The organism is Streptomyces sp. NPDC041205 (assembly GCF_055591765.1).
In genome coordinates, this window is the sequence record NZ_JBVIZH010000003.1 from 654563 (window position 1) to 670636 (window position 16074).

Annotated in this window: 16 protein-coding genes; 7 read left to right on the plus strand and 9 right to left on the minus strand. The window is 72.9% G+C overall.

Annotated elements, in window-relative coordinates:
* Positions 1-32: 32 nt before the first annotated feature.
* The 3 genes from ACZ6BG_RS17210 to ACZ6BG_RS17220 form a co-directional block, all read right to left on the minus strand.
* Positions 33-1094, minus strand: coding sequence for a glutathione S-transferase family protein (locus ACZ6BG_RS17210; RefSeq protein ID WP_469001818.1), 1062 nt, complete (start codon positions 1092-1094; stop codon positions 33-35).
* Complete coding sequence (locus tag ACZ6BG_RS17215; RefSeq protein WP_469001820.1) at positions 1091-1345, minus strand: hypothetical protein; 255 nt, start codon at positions 1343-1345, stop codon at positions 1091-1093. Before ACZ6BG_RS17215 ends, ACZ6BG_RS17210 begins: the two co-directional genes overlap by 4 nt.
* Positions 1346-1475: 130 nt before the next feature.
* Entirely contained in the window at positions 1476-2951 is a 1476-nt protein-coding gene (locus ACZ6BG_RS17220) for a cytochrome P450 (RefSeq protein ID WP_469001822.1), read from the minus strand.
* A 110-nt stretch (positions 2952-3061) separates the two neighbouring features.
* On the opposite strand from ACZ6BG_RS17220, the gene ACZ6BG_RS17225 reads away from it, so the two are divergent.
* On the plus strand, positions 3062-3670 hold the full coding sequence (locus tag ACZ6BG_RS17225; protein ID WP_468459049.1) for a TetR/AcrR family transcriptional regulator: 609 nt from the start codon (positions 3062-3064) through the stop codon (positions 3668-3670).
* Between the two features lie 31 nt (positions 3671-3701).
* Here the strand turns inward: ACZ6BG_RS17225 and ACZ6BG_RS17230 are convergent, their stop codons facing one another.
* Positions 3702-4220, minus strand: coding sequence for a hypothetical protein (locus ACZ6BG_RS17230; protein ID WP_469001828.1), 519 nt, complete (start codon positions 4218-4220; stop codon positions 3702-3704).
* 64 nt (positions 4221-4284) lie between these two features.
* Positions 4285-5508, minus strand: a complete 1224-nt coding sequence (locus tag ACZ6BG_RS17235) for an MFS transporter (protein ID WP_469001830.1) — start codon at positions 5506-5508, stop codon at positions 4285-4287.
* 206 nt (positions 5509-5714) lie between these two features.
* Between ACZ6BG_RS17235 and ACZ6BG_RS17240 the strand changes: the two genes are divergently transcribed.
* From ACZ6BG_RS17240 to ACZ6BG_RS17250, 3 genes are all read left to right on the plus strand, one after another.
* The gene (locus ACZ6BG_RS17240) at positions 5715-6326 is read left to right on the plus strand and encodes a CGNR zinc finger domain-containing protein (RefSeq protein ID WP_469002969.1); all 612 of its coding nucleotides are present in this window, start codon (positions 5715-5717) and stop codon (positions 6324-6326) included.
* 45 nt (positions 6327-6371) lie between these two features.
* Entirely contained in the window at positions 6372-6869 is a 498-nt protein-coding gene (locus tag ACZ6BG_RS17245) for a winged helix-turn-helix transcriptional regulator (RefSeq protein ID WP_469001833.1), read from the plus strand.
* A gap of 64 nt (positions 6870-6933) precedes the next feature.
* Positions 6934-7284 carry a VOC family protein gene (locus ACZ6BG_RS17250; RefSeq protein ID WP_469001836.1) on the plus strand — a complete coding sequence of 117 codons (351 nt, stop codon included), beginning with the start codon at positions 6934-6936 and terminating at the stop codon, positions 7282-7284.
* A 29-nt stretch (positions 7285-7313) separates the two neighbouring features.
* Here the strand turns inward: ACZ6BG_RS17250 and helR are convergent, their stop codons facing one another.
* Both helR and ACZ6BG_RS17260 read right to left on the minus strand, forming a co-directional pair.
* Positions 7314-9518, minus strand: a complete 2205-nt coding sequence (gene helR / locus ACZ6BG_RS17255) for an RNA polymerase recycling motor ATPase HelR (protein ID WP_469001839.1) — start codon at positions 9516-9518, stop codon at positions 7314-7316.
* A gap of 198 nt (positions 9519-9716) precedes the next feature.
* A complete protein-coding gene (locus tag ACZ6BG_RS17260) occupies positions 9717-10115 on the minus strand; it encodes an ASCH domain-containing protein (RefSeq protein WP_469001841.1) in 399 nt (132 codons plus the stop codon).
* 153 nt (positions 10116-10268) lie between these two features.
* Between ACZ6BG_RS17260 and ACZ6BG_RS17265 the strand changes: the two genes are divergently transcribed.
* Both ACZ6BG_RS17265 and ACZ6BG_RS17270 read left to right on the plus strand, forming a co-directional pair.
* Positions 10269-10781, plus strand: a complete 513-nt coding sequence (locus ACZ6BG_RS17265; RefSeq protein WP_469001844.1) for an SRPBCC family protein — start codon at positions 10269-10271, stop codon at positions 10779-10781.
* Positions 10781-11863: an LLM class flavin-dependent oxidoreductase gene (locus tag ACZ6BG_RS17270; protein ID WP_469001847.1), complete on the plus strand. Its 1083-nt coding sequence runs from the start codon at positions 10781-10783 to the stop codon at positions 11861-11863. Before ACZ6BG_RS17265 ends, ACZ6BG_RS17270 begins: the two co-directional genes overlap by 1 nt.
* Before the next feature lie 5 nt (positions 11864-11868).
* Here the strand turns inward: ACZ6BG_RS17270 and ACZ6BG_RS17275 are convergent, their stop codons facing one another.
* Entirely contained in the window at positions 11869-13419 is a 1551-nt protein-coding gene (locus tag ACZ6BG_RS17275; RefSeq protein WP_469001850.1) for a methionine--tRNA ligase, read from the minus strand.
* 417 nt (positions 13420-13836) lie between these two features.
* Here ACZ6BG_RS17275 and ACZ6BG_RS17280 point away from each other — a divergent pair, with 417 nt between their 5' ends.
* Entirely contained in the window at positions 13837-15024 is a 1188-nt protein-coding gene (locus tag ACZ6BG_RS17280) for an MFS transporter (RefSeq protein ID WP_469001853.1), read from the plus strand.
* Between the two features lie 124 nt (positions 15025-15148).
* On the opposite strand, the gene ACZ6BG_RS17285 is transcribed toward ACZ6BG_RS17280, so the two are convergent.
* Positions 15149-16021: an aldo/keto reductase gene (locus tag ACZ6BG_RS17285; protein WP_469001855.1), complete on the minus strand. Its 873-nt coding sequence runs from the start codon at positions 16019-16021 to the stop codon at positions 15149-15151.
* Positions 16022-16074 lie beyond the last annotated feature (53 nt).

Genomic DNA, 16074 nt, shown 5'->3' on the forward strand with positions numbered 1-16074 from the left:
CAACGCCCCCCCGCCTCACGGCTGCCGACGCGTCACGGCCGCCCCGCCTCCGGCACCTCCTCGCCCTCGGGGACCGGCCCCGGCGCCGTCCCCTTCCCGAACGGGCTGCCGCCGAGTTGCCGGCGGTGATGCGGTGTCAGCCAGCCGCCGAGATCCGGCCCGAGCGGCACGATGCCGGTCGGGTTGATGCCCGTGTGCACTTCGTAGTAGTGCCGCTTGATGTGGTCGAAGTCGACCGTGTCGCCGAAGCCCGGCGTCTGGTACAGGTCGCGGGCGTACGCCCACAGCACCGGGTCCTCGGTCAGCTTCCAGCGGTTGCACTTGAAGTGGCCGTGGTAGACGGCGTCGAAGCGCACCAGCGTCGTGAACAGGCGGATGTCCGCCTCCGTGATGCTGTCGCCGACCAGATAGCGGCGGTCGGCGAGGCGCCGGGACGTCTCCTCCAGGCGCTGGAACACATCCCGGCACGCGGTCTCGTACTCGCTCTGGGAGGACGCGAAACCCGAGCGGTACACGCCGTTGTTGACGTCGCGGTAGATGCCGTCCATCACCGTGTCGATCTCGTCGCGCAGTTCCTCCGGGTACAGGTCGGGCGCTCCGGGGCGGTGCAGGGCCGTCCACTCGGTGGCGAGGTCCAGCGTCAGTTGCTGGTAGTCGTTCGTGACCAGGCGGCCGCTCGGGACGTCCACGATCGCCGGGACGCTCACGCCGCCCGGATAGCCCGTTTCCCGCGCGTCGTACGCCTCGCTCAGATAGCGGATCCCGAGCACCGGGTCGCGGCCGTCCGGGTCCAGCGTGAAGCGCCAGCTGCGGTCGTCCTGGATCGGGTCGGCGACCGCCAGCGAGAGCGCGTCCTCCAGACCGAGCAGCCTGCGGGAGATCAGCGCGCGGCTCGCCCAGGGACAGGCGCGGCTCACCACCAGGCGATAGCGCCCGGCCTCCACCGGCCAGCCGTCGCGGCCGTCGGCCGTGACGCGGTCGGCGAAGTGGCTGCGCGAACGCTTGAACGGCTTCTTGCCGTACGTGTCGTTGCCGCCGGCCTTGTCGCCGTCCGCCTCGCCCCCGCCTGCCGGCTTCCGCTCCGCGCCGCTCACCGCAGGCTTCCCTCGGGGCGAGGGCCGGGTGCGGGCGCGGGTGGCGACAGGTCGTAGATCCTGTTCAGGAGCGCGGCCTCGTTGCCCGCGAGGCCCGCGCGGCGCAGGGCCTCGTCGGCGTCCGCGATCGGCACGGCGAGCAGCGCCGCGGTCTGCGCCGTCACGGGTCCGGACAGGGCGGCGCGTGCGGTGTGGAGGAGGCGCAAGCACGCCTGCGCCGCGGCCAGTTCGGGATGGGTCGTGCCGGTCATGTCGGTTGGCTCCTTTGCGCGCGGTCACCAGGGTCGAAGGTGCAACCCCCACTCTTGCGCACGGGTCTGACAATTGCCCTTCAACCACCACGCGCGCGTGCCCGCGAGCGCCCCGGACGCAGCCCCGCGCTCACCCCTCCCGGCGTACGAGCCGCAGCCGCAGCCCCTCCGGCATGAGGGTCAGACGCTCGGCGACCCGCAGCCGGTAGTCCGCCTCCGGCACCAGGTCGTAGCGCCGCAGCAGCAGCCCGAGCACCAAGGTTGCCTCGTGCAGGGCGAACTGACGGCCGATGCAGGCCCGCGCGCCCGTGCCGAACGGCTTGAAGACGTGCGGCGGCCGGGCGCGCACCGCGGCGGGCGTGAACCGGTCGGGGTCGAACGCCTCCGGCCGGTCGCCCCACGCCGACTGGTCCCGGTGCAGCAGCATCGTCAGGACCAGCGCCCACGCGCCCCGCCGCATCGGATGCGTCCCGTCGAGCAACGTGTCGTGCAGGGCCTCGCGCGCGAACGCCGGGGCGGTCGGCCACAGTCGCAGCGACTCGTCGAGCACCCGGCGTACGTAACGGAGCTTGGCCACCTGCTCGTACGCGGGCACCTCCGTCCGCCCCCACACCTGCTCGACCTCCTCCCGCGCGCGGGCGCACACCTCGGGGTGGCCCGCCAGATAGTGCAGCGCGAACGACAGGGCACCCGACGTCGTCTCGTGCCCCGCGACCAGGAAGGTGATGACCTGGCGCCGGATGTTCTCCGCCGACAGGCGCTCACCGGTGTCGGGGTGGGCGACGTCGAGCATCCGGTCGAGCAGGTCGCCCGAGGCGCCGGAGGCGTCCGCCGCGCGGCGGGTCGCGACGACCTTGTCGACGGTCCGGTTCAGATGGGCCATGTCGGCGGCGTTGCGCCGCTCGGACCGGCGCAGGAGCAGTGGCGCGAGCGCGGGCGGCAGGACGTTGCGCCGCTGGGCGTGGGAGAGCGTGCCGACCATCGCGGTCACGAAGGGGTGCGGCCGGGACCGCTCGAAGGAGCCGAAGTCGTGCCCGAACCCCGTGCGGGCGATGGTCTCCAGGGTCAGCTTCGTCATGTCGCCCGGCACGTCCACGGCCCGCCCCGCGGCGGCCGCGCCGTCCCAGCGGGCCGTGAGCTGCCCGGCCACGTCCAGCATCAGCGGGTGATAGCCCGCCATCGCCTCACGGCTGAATCCGGGCGCGAGGATGTCGTGCGCCAACTGCCAGTTCGGCTCGTGGTTGTACGCCGTGAACAGGCCGTCGCCCGCGACCGGCCGCAGATTGGCCACCCCGAGCCCCACGTGCTTGGCGAACCGCGCCTCGTCGGCCAGATCCGCCGCGAGCCGCGCGCCCCAGACGAACACGATCTCCTTGCCGAAGGCCTTGCGCCGGAAGATCGGCCCCAGGGCGCGGCCGATGCGCATCGAGTCCTGCACGGGCGTGCGGACGTTCGCACCGAGCACGTCGCCGACCAGCGGCACCCGGCGCGGCGGGTGCGGGATGCGGTGCAGCTCGGGCCAGCCGGCCTCGGCGCCGCGAAATCCCTTCGGCAGGTCCCCGGGCAGCGGCTCGGCACGTCCCGTCGGCTGCGTCGTCTGCGCCATGACCGCCATCTCCCTTGTGCACGCGGCTCGTTCAAGCCTGTTGTACGTGGATTCAATAGCGGTTCGCAGTCTGGTCCGGTTGTTGAACCGACGTCAAGTAAGGTGATCGGATGGCCGCGAATCCGCAGGAGCGCACGCGCCGCAGACTGAGCACCGAGGAGCGCAGGGAGCAACTCCTGACCGTGGGCGCGCGGCTGTTCGCGCAGAACCCCTATGACGACGTCTGGATCGAGCAGGTCGCCGAGATCGCGGGCGTCTCCCGCGGGCTCCTCTACCACTACTTCCCGACCAAACGGGACTTCTTCGCCGCCGTCGTGCAGCGCGAGAGCGAGCGCATGCTGCGCCTGACGGCCGCCGAACCCGGGCGGCCCGTGCGCGAGCAGCTCGGCGCCGGTCTCGACGCCTTCCTGGGGTACGTCGAGGGCCACGCGCAGGGCTTCCGCGCCTTTCACCGGGCGGAGGCGGCGGGCGACCCCACGGTCCGCGAGGTCTACCGCCAGGGCCTCGCCGCCCAGGAACGTCAGATCCTCGCCGCCCTCGCCGCGGACCCCGAGACAGCGCCCCTGGCCGCCGAACTGCCCGCGGTGCGCCTCGCGGTGCGCGGCTGGCTGGCCTTCATGGTCGCGGTGTGCCTGGAGTGGCTGGAGGAGCCGGAGCTGACGCGCGCACAGGTGCGGGACCTGTGCGCGCGGGCGCTGCTCGGGGCGATCCTGCCGTAGCCCGGACGCCTCTTACGGGGCCGGGGCGATGTCAGGCCGACAGGAACCCCGTCGCCAAGTGCTCCGTCAGAGCCTGCCGGGCGGCCGTGGCGTCGTCCCCGGCGTCGGCGTCGGTGAGCCGCTCGGCGGCCCAGAGGAAGAAGTCGTCCGCGACGGTGTCGATCCAGTCGTACGCCGGGTCGAACGGCCCCGGATCCGGCGCCGGGTAGCGCAGCTCCAGCTCCGCTCCGCGCTTCCCGAACACCGTGAACAGCCGGTGGCCGTCCGGCTCGGACACCTGCCGCACGGCCACTGCCGAGCAGTCCCAGCGCTCCGGCCCGTACTGGAGCCAGAGCGTGCCCGCGTCGGCCCCCTCGGCGTACAGGGCGGCCGCGACCGGAGGCCCGCCCCGGGCGGGTTCGTCCCGCACGCGGACGAACCCGTGACAGCGGCCCGCCGCGGGCGTGAGCAGCCCCGTCGCGATCTCCAGCGACCACACCCGCCCGTGGTGGTCGTAGTCCTGGAGCACGACCGCGGCCGGTGGCGCGAAGGGCTTCTCTGAGGCAGACATCAGCGGCGGCGCTCCCGTCCGAGCTCCTGGATCCCGGCACGGTGCGCGCGGGACGCAGCGGACGTTACGGCCGTACGCGCGCCTGGGCGGCGTGTGACGACGGCGCGTCCGAGTGACGTACGGGTACCACGGTGAGGAGGACGAAGCCCAGCGCGGCGAGGACTTCGAAGCCCGCCGCCACGAGGAGCGAGCCGGAGAGCGACCAGGTGGCGACCGGGCCGCCGAGGCCCGCGCCGATCGCGAACCCGGTGATCTTGAGGCTGGCGCCGGTGGTGAAGATCTGGCCGCGCAGCCGGTCGGGGGCCTCCCGGTGGCGTACCGCGAACAGCGCGGTCAACTGCGGTCCCGCCCCCGCCCCGGCCACGGCTATCGCCGCGAACAGCGCGAGGGGCGACAGGGTCGCGGCGAGGAGCAGGGCCAGGGCGAGGGCGAGGACGCTGCCCAGGATCGTCGCGTCGGGCCGGAGCGCCTCGGGGCGCCGGGCCAGGAGCGCGTTCGCGAGGAGGGACGCGGCGGCGAGGGCCGCGAGGAGGAACGTGCCCGAACCGGTCGTGCCCAGGGCCCGTTCGCCGAGCAGGGGCGTGCAGGTCACCAGCATGCCGACGCCGACGTAGGAGATGACGGAGGTGAGGGTGGCGCGGGCGAGGGGCCGGGTGCGGCCGATGGCGGCGAAGCCGGCGACCAGGTCGGCGACGACGGACGTGGACGGCTCGGCGCGGACCGCCGCCGCACGCCTCGGCAGCGTCCACGCGGCCGGGAGCGCGAGGGCGATCAGGGTCAGGGACACGACGACACCCATCGAGGCACCCGCCGCCATCGCGACCGCACCGGCCAGCGCGGGACCCGCGAGGCTCGCGGTGTTGAACGTCAGCGCGTCCAGGGCGTTGGCGCGCGGCAGGTTCTCCGGGGCGGCCACACGCGGGAGTTGCGAGGTCCAGCCACCGGCGAGCGCGGGCCCGAGCAGCCCGCCGCCCACGGCGGTGGCGAGAACCACCGGCAGCGGCAGCCGCCCCAGGCTCAGCAGGATGACGAGCAGCGCCGCGCAGTACGCGGCCAGCGCACCCGCGAGGAGCCGCCCCGGACGTGCCGACCGGTCGAGCAGCGCGCCGAAGACAGGCCCGCCCACGGCCGCCGACACGGTGATCCCCGACAGGAGCGCCGATGCCGCCGACGCCGACCCCGTCACGGAGAGCCCCACGAGGAGCAGCGCGGGACCCGACATCTCGTCCCCGGTGCGGGCCGCCGTGGCGCCGGTGAGATAGAGCGCCATGCTGTAACGCCTTGACATTCACAGCACGTTACAAGGTAACGGTCGGTGCGTCCAAGGGCGTTACGCTGACGGGCGTGACGAGGCTGAACGACGCAGAAACCGCCGACCCGTTGAAGACCGAGCCGCAGCCCGAGTCGAAGCGCGGGCCGAAGCGCGGGCCCAAGAACGAGCCGCAGAGCGAGCCGCAGCGCGGATCGGCGGGCGAGTGGTCCACCCGCCACTCCGTGCAGCGGTCCGCCCAGCGTGCCGCCGCGCTCGTCAACGTCCTCGGTGTCGACAGCACCGCCGAGCCCACGATCGACCCGCTCGCCAAGACCGACCCGCTCGCCGCGCTCGAAGCGGTCCTGCACGAGTACGGCGAGGCCGATCCGCTGGACGTGTCCCCCGCGGACGTGGCGGAGATGCGCGCTGTCGCCGCGCGGCTGCGGGAGGTCTTCGCCGCCCCCGACGTCGACGCGGTGGCCGCCCTCCTGAACCGGCTCCTCGCCGAGGGCTGCGGCCCGGTCCGGCTCACCGCGCACCGCGGCGGCTCGCCGTGGCACATCCACCTCGACAGCGATGACTCCGCGCCCTGGGCCGAGTGGTTCCTCGCCTCGTCCTGCATGGCCCTCGCCGTCCTCGTCTGGGACCGTCAGCGGCCCCCCGGTGGCGTGTGCGCCTCACCGCGCTGCGGCAACGTGTACGTCACCGGCGGCAGCGGGGCGGAACGTCGCTACTGCTCACCGCGGTGCGCGACCCGTGAACGGGTGGCGGAGCACCGGCGCGCCAAGGAGCGCCGACCGGCCCGGAGGGAGCAGGGACACCAGGGACACCAGGGGCGCGAGGAGAACCGGTGAACTCCAGAAGGCGTACGTGTGCGCGAACCTTCCTATGCTGACCCCATGAGGCGGACCTCCTTTGCGAATTGGCCCTGTTCCATCGCGCGCACCATGGACCTGCTCGGCGACTGGTGGACGCCGCTGGTGCTGCGCGAGGCCTTCTACGGAGTCACGCGGTTCGACGCGTTCCAGCAGGAACTCGGCATCGCGCGCAACACCCTCGCCGACCGGCTGCGGCGCCTGGTCGACGAGGGATTGCTGGAGAAGCGCCCGTACCAGAGCGACCCGGTGCGCCACGACTACGTACTCACCGACAAGGGCCGTGACTTCTTCGGCGTGCTCGCCGCGATGAACAGCTGGGGCAACCGCTGGCTCAGCGGCGACGACGGCGCACCGGTCGTCTTCCGGCACGAGCCGTGTGGCCACGACAGCGCCGCCGAGGTCGTGTGCGCGCACTGCAAGGAGCCCATGACGGCCGCGGACACCCGCCCCCGGATGGGCCCGGGCTTCCCGTCCCGCCTGGCCGAACGGGCGGAGGTGCGCAGACGGTTCGATCAGTGACAAGTGACAGACGTGTTCCCCGTTGGCGTCATCGTTGGCGTCGTCTTCCTCCTGGAGTCCTCCGATGTCCGTTCGTCGAGTCGTGCCCAACATCCCCTCGGAAGACGCAGGCAAGAGCCGGGAGTTCTACGGCCTGCTGGGCTTCGAGGAGGTCATGAACCACGGCTGGATCATGACCCTCGCCTCCCCGACCGCCCCGGCGGCGCAGATCAGCCTCTACACCGCCACCGACAAGACCGCACCGGTTCCGCCCGACATGAGCGTGGAGGTCGACGATGTGGACGCGGCGTACGCGGCGCTGCGGGACAGCGGCGCGGAGATCGTCCACCCGCTCCAGGACGAGGAGTGGGGCGTGCGGCGGTTCTTCGTACGTGACCCCAACGGCCGTGTGGTCAACGTACTGAGCCACCGCTGACCCACGGCCGACGTCGGGTGCGCGTGGCCTCAGCCGCTCGTGAGCACCACGAGCTGCTGCGTCGCCCTGGTCATCGCGACATAGCGGTCCACCGCCCCCTCGATGCCCTCGCCGTACGACTCCGGGTCGATGAGGACGACCAGGTCGAACTCGAGGCCCTTCGACAGCTCCGGGGTGAGGGAGCGCACCCGGGGCGTCGCCGGGAGCGCGCCGCCTTCGGTGGCGCGCGTCGTGATGACGCAGGCGGTCCCGTCGGCGTGCGTGGCCAGCCAGTCGTCGAGGACCGTGGCCAGGTCCGCGACGGAGCCGTGGGTGACGGGGAGGCCGCTGCTGCGGATGGACGTCGGTACGTTGGCGTCGGGGATCGCGGCCCGGATGACCGGCTCGGCCTCCGTCATGATCTCTTCCGGGGTGCGATAGTTGACGGTCAGGGAGGCCGGCGTGATCCGGTCGAGACCTGCCCGCTCCAGGCGTTCCTGCCACGACTCCGTGAACCCGTGCCTGGCCTGGGCGCGGTCGCCGACGATGGTGAAGCTGCGGGACGGGCAGCGCAGCAGCAGCATCTGCCACTCCGCGTCGGTGAGTTCCTGCGCCTCGTCCACGACGATGTGCGCGAACGGCCCGGCGAGCCGGTCCGCGTCGGCGGTGGGCAGGGCGTTCTCGTCGATCAGGCTGTCCTGGAGGTCCTTTCCGCGCAGCATGCGCACCGCGCCCTCGCTGTCGTCACCGGCCGAGTCGATGTCGGCGGCCGTGACGATCTCGTCGATGACGCGGGCCATGCGCTCGCGCTCGGCGGCGACGGCGGCGGCCTGGCGGCGCTTCAGACGGGCCGCCTCCGGGTCGCCGAGCCGCTGCCGCGCCGCGTCCAGAAGCGGCAGGTCGGACACCGTCCAGGCCTGGGGCGCGTCTTTGCGCTGGAGCTTTCGCACCTCGTCGCGGTCCAGCCAGGGCGCGCACATCCGCAAGTAGGCGGAGACCGTCCACAGGTCGGAGACCAGGTCGGCGGCTTCGAGCAGCGGCCACGCGCGGTCGAGGGCCGTGACCAGGTCCCGGTCCTGCCGCAGCGAGCGCAGGAACAGCTCGGGCGAGACGCCGTCCTCCTCCTCGTCCATCCCCTGCTTGTCCATGAGGATCGTGGCCAGTTCCTCCCAGATCTGCTCCCGCGCCTCGTTGTGCGGGGTGCCGGGGCCCGGTGCCTTGAACGCCTCGGCCCAGTCGTCGGCGCTCACCCGGACCTCGGACCAGGGCGTCGAGACGGTCATGGCCTCGGTGGGCGGCTCCTCGTAGAACGCGACGGCCTTCTCGATCGCCCGCACCATGCCCGCGGACGCCTTCAGGCGGGCCACGTCCGGGTCGGTCTCGGCGTCCGCCGTCGCGCCCTCGGCGACGAGGTCCCGCAGGGTGCAGGTCTGCACGCCGTCCTCACCGAGGCTGGGCAGGACGTCGGCGACGTACCCCAGGTAGGGCTCGTGCGGGCCGACGAACAGGATGCCGCCGCCGCGCCGGTGGTGGCCGAGATGGGGGTCGGAGTACAGCAGGTACGCCGAGCGGTGCAGGGCGACGACGGTCTTGCCCGTGCCGGGGCCGCCGTCGACGACGAGGGCGCCGCGGGAACCCGCGCGGATGATGGCGTCCTGGTCGGCCTGGATGGTGCCGAGCACGTCACGCATCCGCTCCGACCGGTTGCTGCCCAGGCTGGCGATGAACGCGGACTGGTCGTCGAGCGCGGCGTGGTGTTCGAGGCCGTCGGCGGTGAACACCTCGTCCCAGTAGTCGCTGATCCGCCCGCCGGTCCAGCGGTACCTGCGGCGGCTGGTCAGGCCCATCGGGCTGGCGTGGGTCGCCGCGAAGAACGGCTCGGCCGCGGGGGAGCGCCAGTCGATCAGGAGCCGACGCCCCGAACTGTCGGTGAGGCCGAGCCGCCCGACGTACAGGGGCTCGGGGTCGTCCGCGCCGACGACGCGCCCCAGGCACAGGTCGAGGCCGAAGCGGCGCAGGGCGCGCAGCCGTGCGGTCAGCCGGTGGACCTCCGCGTCCCGGTCGAGACCCTGGCGGCCGATGCCGCCGGGCGCCCTGCGCACCGTGTCCAGGTGGTCGGACAGCTCGGCGATCGTCTGCGCGAGGGTCTCCGCGATGGCCGCGAAGTGCTTTTCGTCGTCGGCGATCAACGCCGGGTCGGCCTTGGCGTCGAGTCGGTCGGGCAGGTCGAACGCACTGGTGCTCAGGGGGGTCATGCTGGGTGAATCTCCCATTTTCGCAGGTCCGGAGGCCCGGAGGTCCGGCTGAGATGAGCGATTCTGCGGGACGACCGGGGCCTTGCCGCAAGCCCCCCAGTGCGCTATAAGTTAAGAGTGGCAAGGAGCGGGTGCTCTCCTTGCTTTCTTTTTTGCCCGCTTTCTACGGGCGCCCGACTTCCCGGCCGTCCCGCGGGGTCACGAGTTCTCCGCCAGCCGGAAGGCCAGGCACACCACGAGCGTGCCATCGGTGACCGGCACCCCCTGCCGCGCCCAGTAGCGCAGGTGCCCCGAGCGCCAGTCGGCGAGGTCGGCGAATCCCTCACCTTCGCCGTCGGCGTGCGCCCACGTCACCTCGGCGAAGGGCAGCACCTGGACGCCGGTGACCTCGACCGTGGCCACGCACCCGCCGTCGTCGTCCAGGACGGCAAGGCGCTCGCCGGGATACTCCAGGCCCTCGGTCTCCTTGGCGTAGTCGGCGAGGAGACCGGTCGTCGTGGCCTTCGCCCCCGCGAGGACGCGGCTGTTCAGCTCGGCCCGCATCGCTCCGGGTGTGCCCAGCTCAAGGGAGCGCATTCCGTTGACTCGCGGCCACATCGTCCCCGCCTCGCCCGCCTCGTTCGCCCCGCTCGGGGGACCCGACGGCACCAGTGTGCCCGAAGCGGTCGCGGTCGGACCCCTGATTGCCGGGTGCGCGGGCAGCTTGGCAACTCCTTGACACGTCAGTCCTGTTGAGCAACTCTGCTGGCCATGGAGTGGACTGGCGTACGTTACGTGGACCAGCCGACCGTCGAGGTGCGCACCTGGATCGACGCGCCGCCCCACCGGGTGTGGGACCTCGCCACCGACATCACGCTGATGCCCGGCCGCAGCGGCGAACTGCGGGCCGTGGAGTGGCTGGACGGCGCCGCCGCCCCGGCCCCGGGGGCGCGCTTCGCCGGACACAACGAACACGAGGCCTTCGGCGCGTGGACCACCACGTCCCACGTCGTCGAGTGCGAGGCGCCCCGCGTCTTCGGCTGGGCGGTCACCGACCCCGAACGCCCCAGCGCCTTCTGGCGGTTCAGCCTGCGGGACCGCGACGGCGGCACCGAGCTGACGCACTGGATGCGGATGGGGCCCGGGCCGTCCGGCCTCTCCCTCGCGATCGAGCGGGCGCCGGAGAAGGAGCAGAAGATCGTCTTCGTACGGATGCGGGAACTGGAGAGCGGGATGAGCGCCACCCTCGACACCATCAGGGCGCTCGCCGAGGGGGACGCGTGATGCGTACGGCGACCACCGTCGAGGCGTCCGCCGACTGGCAGGACACCGTCACCTATGTCACCGAGGCCGAGAAGCTCGGCCTCGACACCTGCTGGGTCGCCGAGGCCTGGGGTGCCGAAGCGCCGTCGCCGCTCGGCTACTTGGCCGCCCGCACCCACCGCATCCAGCTCGGCTCGGGCGTCATCCAGCTCGGCACCCGCACCCCCGTGGCCATCGCCCGCGCCGCGATCACCCTGTCGAACATCTCCGACGGCCGGTTCCTGCTGGGCCTCGGCCCGTCCGGGCCGCAGGTCGTCGAGGGGCTGCACGGGGTCCCCTTCGACCGGCCGCTGGCCCGGATGAGGGAGACCGTCGAGATCGTCCGGCAGGCGGCGGCCGGGGAGAAAATCGCCTACGAGGGGCGGGAGTTCACCCTGCCACTGCCGGGCGGCGACGCCCGGCCCATGCGCCTGGCGATCCGCGCCGAGCACGCCCTGCCCGTCCACCTCGCCACGCTCTCACCCCGCATGCTCCGCCTCACCGGCCGCGTCGCCGACGGCTGGCTCGGCACCAGCTTCGTACCCGAAGGCGCCAAGGAGGCCTACTTCGACCACCTCGACGCCGGGCTCGCCGAAGCGGGACGGCACCGCGCCGACCTGGACATCTGCCAGGGCGCCGAAGTGGCGTTCGCCGACGACGAGGACGCCCTGCGCGCACTGGTCGGCGGGCGCAAGAAGGAACTCGCCTTCAGCCTGGGCGGCATGGGCACGGCGGCCACGAACTTCTACAACGACGCGTACAGCCGCCAGGGCTGGAGCGAGGTCGCCGCGGCCGTGCGCGCACGCTGGCAGGCCGGCGACCGGAACGGAGCCGCGTCGCTGATCAGCGACGACATGGTCCTCGCGACGACGCTCATCGGCACCGAGGACCGGGTGCGCGAGCGACTGCGGGTGTGGCGGGCGACGGGAGTCACCACCGTCCGCCTCTACCCGGCCGGTGCCACCCTCGCCGCCCGCCTCACCACCCTGGGCCGGGCCCTCGACCTCGTACGGGACGTCGAGCGCCAGGAACAGCAGGAACAGCAGGAACAGAGCCAGGAGTAAGTCCTCTACGCCTCGCCCACCCGCGCGAACAGCGGGCGCGCCGCGGGGAGCCGGCCGTCCGTCGGTGCGCACTGCGCCGCCACCCGGGCCGCGGACTCCGGCAGGAACGGGCCGAGTTGGTCGGCGACCGTGCGACAGGCCCCGACCAGGGACGCGAGGACCCCGTCGAGCCGTTCGCCCGCGGCCCGGTCGCCCGCGCGCTCGGCCTTGGCCGCCTCCCACGGCCGCGTACCGTCGATACAGCGGTCGCCCTCCTGGACGATCCGCCACACGGCGGCCGTCGCCCGCCGGAAGTCGAAGTCCGCGAGGGCGTCGTCGACCTGGCCCGGCACTGCACGACAGACGGCCGCCAGCCGCTCCGTGCCCACGGCCGGGGTGCCCTCGGTGTCCGTGCCGTTGGTCACCGCGCTCCGCTCCGGCACCCGGCCGTCGCGGAAGCGGTGCACCATCGTCACGACCCGGTTGACGAGGTTCCCGAGCCCACCGGCGAGATCGGCGTTCGCGCGCGCCACGAGCCGTTCCCGGGTGAAGTCCGCGTCCCCGACCCGGGGCACCTCGCGCAGCAGCCACCAGCGGACCGCGTCCGTGCCGAATTCCGCCGTCAGCTCAGCCGGGTCGACGGTCGTGCCGCCGGACTTGCTGATCTTGCGGCCGTCGACGGTGAGGTAGTCGTGCACCAGGATGTCGGTGGGCAGCGGCAGACCTGCCGACAGGAGCATCGCGGGCCAGTACACGGCGTGGAAGCGGACGACGCCCTTCCCGAGCAGGTGTCGGCGGTCCGTCGCGCCGGTCCACCACTGGTCGTACGCGGGGTCGTCGGTGCCGTGGCCGAGGCTCGTCACATAGTTGCCGAGGGCGTCCCACCACACGTACACGACCTGGTCCGGGTCGTCGGGGACGGGGATGCCCCAGCCGCGGGCGCGGGCCTGTGAGCGCGACACGGAGAAGTCGTGCAGACCGCCCTCGATCAGGGCGAGGACCTCGTTGCGGCGCACGGCGGGCTCGACGCGCAGGCGGCCGGAGGAGATCAGTTCGTGCAGTTGGTCCGCGTACCGGGAGAGGCGGAAGAACCAGTTCTCCTCGGCGACGGGCCTGGGCTCCGTGCCGTGCTCGGCGCAGCGGCCCGCCACGAGTTCGGCGGGCGTGTAGAACTGCTCGCAGCCGACGCAGTACAGGCCTTCGTAGTGCTTGCGGTACAGGTCGCCGGAGGCCGCGCACCGACGCCAGAGGCGTTCCACGCCGACCCGGTGGCGCGGGTCGCGGCTGGTGCGGATGAAGTCGTCGAACGACAGGGCGAGCGGGGCGCGCAGCGCGGCGAACGCGTCCGCGTTGCGGTCCACGAAGTCCTGCACGGGGACGCCCTCGGCCTCGGCGGCGAGGACGTTCTTCAGGGAGTTGTCGTCCGTGCCGGTGAGGAAACGGACCCTGTCTCCCCGGTGGCGGCGGTGGCGGGCCAGCACGTCGGCCTGTACGAGTTCGAGGGCGAAGCCCAGGTGCGGGCGGGCGTTGACGTACGGAATGGTCGTGGTGACGTAGGTCGTACGGGGTGTGGTCATGGGAGCCTCCAGGATTTCCGGATGAGGTCCGGACGGGAGAGGCGGGGCTCCGTGCCGTGCGACAGAACGAGGCCCCGTCTCGGGGCCTCGGACACGCTCGCGTCCGCTGTCAGCAGCCCCGTCGGCGGGGCATCATGGCGACGCGGAACTCTGGCGTGATCATGCGGGGATGCTAGCAGCGGGGCTTGTGGCGGGGCCTGTTGTTTTCCGTCGGGTACGTGCCGCTGGGCACCGCCCTCGGGTACGTGCCGGGGGCCGACCATGGGGTCGGTTACCTGCCAGACCGGGACCCGCGCCCCCTGATGGACTGAGACGCGCCCTCAGCGCGCCCACATCGATGTGTCGATTCATCGATGTGTTTCCCCCACAGGAATTCCCAGGAACTCCCAGGAACTCTCCGCCAGGACGGACCCGCCCATGCCGCACACCCTCACGACCACCGCCGAGCGCCCCCGGGCGACTCCTCGTTCCCCGCTGATCAGTTGGCTGGCCGTCTGCTCGGTCACGGCCGGGCTCTTCGCCATCGTCACGGTGGAGATCCTGCCGATCGGCCTGCTGCCCGCGATCGGGCGGAGCTTCGACGTCACGGACGGCACGGCCGGACTGACGATGACGATGCCGGGCTTCCTGGCCGCGCTGTCCGCGCCGCTGGTGACGACGGCCACGGCCCGCGTGGACCGGCGGACCATGCTGTGCGCCTTCATGGCGCTCCTCGCGCTGGCGAACTTCGTCGTGGCGGTCGCGCCGGCGTACTGGCTCGTGCTGGTGTCCCGGGTCCTGGTCGGCGTGACCATCGGCGGGTTCTGGTCGATCGGGGCCGGGCTCGCGGGGCGGCTCGTGCCGCCGGACTCCGCGGGCCGGGCCACGGCGGTGATCTTCTCCGCGGTGCCGCTCGGGTCGGTGCTCGGCGTGCCGCTCGGGACCTTCCTGGGGGAGGCGGCCGGATGGCGAACGGCGTTCACCGTCATGGGAGTTCTGAGCGTGGGCGTCTGCGGCGCCATGGTCCTGGTGCTGCCGCCGCTCGCACCGGAGGAGGCCCTGAGCGTGAGCGTTCTGCGGGCCGCGCTGCGTGGCCCGGGCACCCGCTGGGCGCTGCTCGTGACGTTCCTCGTCGTCCTGGCGCACTTCGGTGCCTATACGTACGTGACGCCGTTCCTGCGGCAGGTCACGGACGTGGGCCCGGGCGTGGTCACCGTGTTCCTGCTGGCGTACGGGGCCGCGGGGATCGCCGGGAACTTCCTCGGGGGCGCCGCGGTGGCGCGGCGGCCGCGCGCCGCGTTCGCGGTGGCCGCGGGGCTGATCGCGGCCGCGGTCCTGCTGCTGCCCGTGCTCGGGGACCGGCCGGGCGGGGCGGTGGCGCTGCTGGTCGTGTGGGGGATCGCGTACGGCGCTGTGCCGGTGTGCTCGGGGGCGTGGTTCGCGGCGGCGGTGCCGCGTTCCCCGGAGGCGGCTTCGGTGCTCTTCACCGCCTCGTTCCAGGCGACGATCTCGCTGGGGGCGCTGGCCGGTGGGGCCGTGGTGGACCGGGCCGCGCCGTCGGCGGTGATGGTGCTGGGCGGGCTGACGGCGGCGGTCGCGGTGGCGGTGGTGGGGGCGCGGCGATGACCAGGGGGACGCCGACCGCGCGGCGATGAGCAGGGGCGCCCACCGCGCGGAGCTGAGCACGGGCGCTGGCGCCCACCGTGCGGTGGTGAGCGCCAGCGACCGAGCACCCTGGGCCGCGGTCTCGTCAGACGGCGGCCGCGAGCGCCTCGAACTGCGCGTCGGTCAGGGTGATCTCCGCGGCGGCGGTGTTCTGCTCCAGGTGGGCCACCTTGGACGTGCCGGGGATGGGCAGCACCACCGGCGAGCGGCGCAGCAGCCAGGCGAGCGCGAGCTGGGACGGCGAGGCGCCGTGCTCCTTGGCGGCCGCGTCGAGCGGGCCGCCCGGGCGGGCCAGCTCGCCGGTCGCCATCGGGAACCAGGGGATGAACGCGATGTTCTCGCGCTCGGCGTACTCGAGGACGTCCTCGGAGCCGCGGTTGACCAGGTTGTACTGGTTCTGCACGGAGACGATCTCGGCGTGCTCGCGGGCCTCCTTGAGCTGATCCACCGTCACCTCGGAGACGCCGATGTGGCGGATCTTGCCCTCCTTCTGGAGCAGCACCAGCTCGCCGAGCTGGTCGGCGAGCGGCACCTGCTCGTCGATGCGGTGCAGCTGGAACAGGCCGATGCGCTCGACGCCGAGGTGACGCAGGCTCAACTCCGTCTGCTGGCGCAGGTACTCGGGGCGGCCCACGGCACGCCAGTCGTCCGGTCCCGAGCGGGTCAGACCGGCCTTGGTGGCGATGACCAGGTCGTCGGCGTAGGGGTGCAGGGCCTCGCGGATCAGCACCTCGTTGACGATGGGGCCGTAGGAGTCGGCGGTGTCGATGAACGTCACACCGAGCTCCACGGCGCGCCGCAGCACCCGAACGGCCTCGTCCCGGTCCTTGGGCTCGCCCCAGACGCCCGGTCCGGTGAGTTGCATCGCGCCGTACCCGAGCCGGTTGACGGGAAGGTCGCCGCCGAGGGCGAAGGTGCCCGAGGCGTCGGCGGGGCGCGAGGTGTTCGAGGTGCTCATGGGAGCGGTCCTTTCACGGCGTGCGTACGACAAGATGTGTGACTCCGAACCTA

Coding starts and splice junctions, on each gene's coding strand:
- ACZ6BG_RS17260 (WP_469001841.1), bottom strand. CDS start 10,115: ATGTGGCCGCGAGTCAACGGAATGCGCTCCCTTGAGCTGGGCACACCC.
- ACZ6BG_RS17265 (WP_469001844.1), top strand. CDS start 10,269: ATGGAGTGGACTGGCGTACGTTACGTGGACCAGCCGACCGTCGAGGTG.
- ACZ6BG_RS17220 (WP_469001822.1), bottom strand. CDS start 2,951: ATGGCGCAGACGACGCAGCCGACGGGACGTGCCGAGCCGCTGCCCGGG.
- ACZ6BG_RS17250 (WP_469001836.1), top strand. CDS start 6,934: ATGTCCGTTCGTCGAGTCGTGCCCAACATCCCCTCGGAAGACGCAGGC.
- ACZ6BG_RS17235 (WP_469001830.1), bottom strand. CDS start 5,508: ATGTCAAGGCGTTACAGCATGGCGCTCTATCTCACCGGCGCCACGGCG.
- ACZ6BG_RS17275 (WP_469001850.1), bottom strand. CDS start 13,419: ATGACCACACCCCGTACGACCTACGTCACCACGACCATTCCGTACGTC.
- ACZ6BG_RS17285 (WP_469001855.1), bottom strand. CDS start 16,021: ATGAGCACCTCGAACACCTCGCGCCCCGCCGACGCCTCGGGCACCTTC.
- ACZ6BG_RS17215 (WP_469001820.1), bottom strand. CDS start 1,345: ATGACCGGCACGACCCATCCCGAACTGGCCGCGGCGCAGGCGTGCTTG.
- ACZ6BG_RS17225 (WP_468459049.1), top strand. CDS start 3,062: ATGGCCGCGAATCCGCAGGAGCGCACGCGCCGCAGACTGAGCACCGAG.
- ACZ6BG_RS17245 (WP_469001833.1), top strand. CDS start 6,372: ATGAGGCGGACCTCCTTTGCGAATTGGCCCTGTTCCATCGCGCGCACC.
- helR (WP_469001839.1), bottom strand. CDS start 9,518: ATGACCCCCCTGAGCACCAGTGCGTTCGACCTGCCCGACCGACTCGAC.
- ACZ6BG_RS17280 (WP_469001853.1), top strand. CDS start 13,837: ATGCCGCACACCCTCACGACCACCGCCGAGCGCCCCCGGGCGACTCCT.
- ACZ6BG_RS17270 (WP_469001847.1), top strand. CDS start 10,781: ATGCGTACGGCGACCACCGTCGAGGCGTCCGCCGACTGGCAGGACACC.
- ACZ6BG_RS17230 (WP_469001828.1), bottom strand. CDS start 4,220: ATGTCTGCCTCAGAGAAGCCCTTCGCGCCACCGGCCGCGGTCGTGCTC.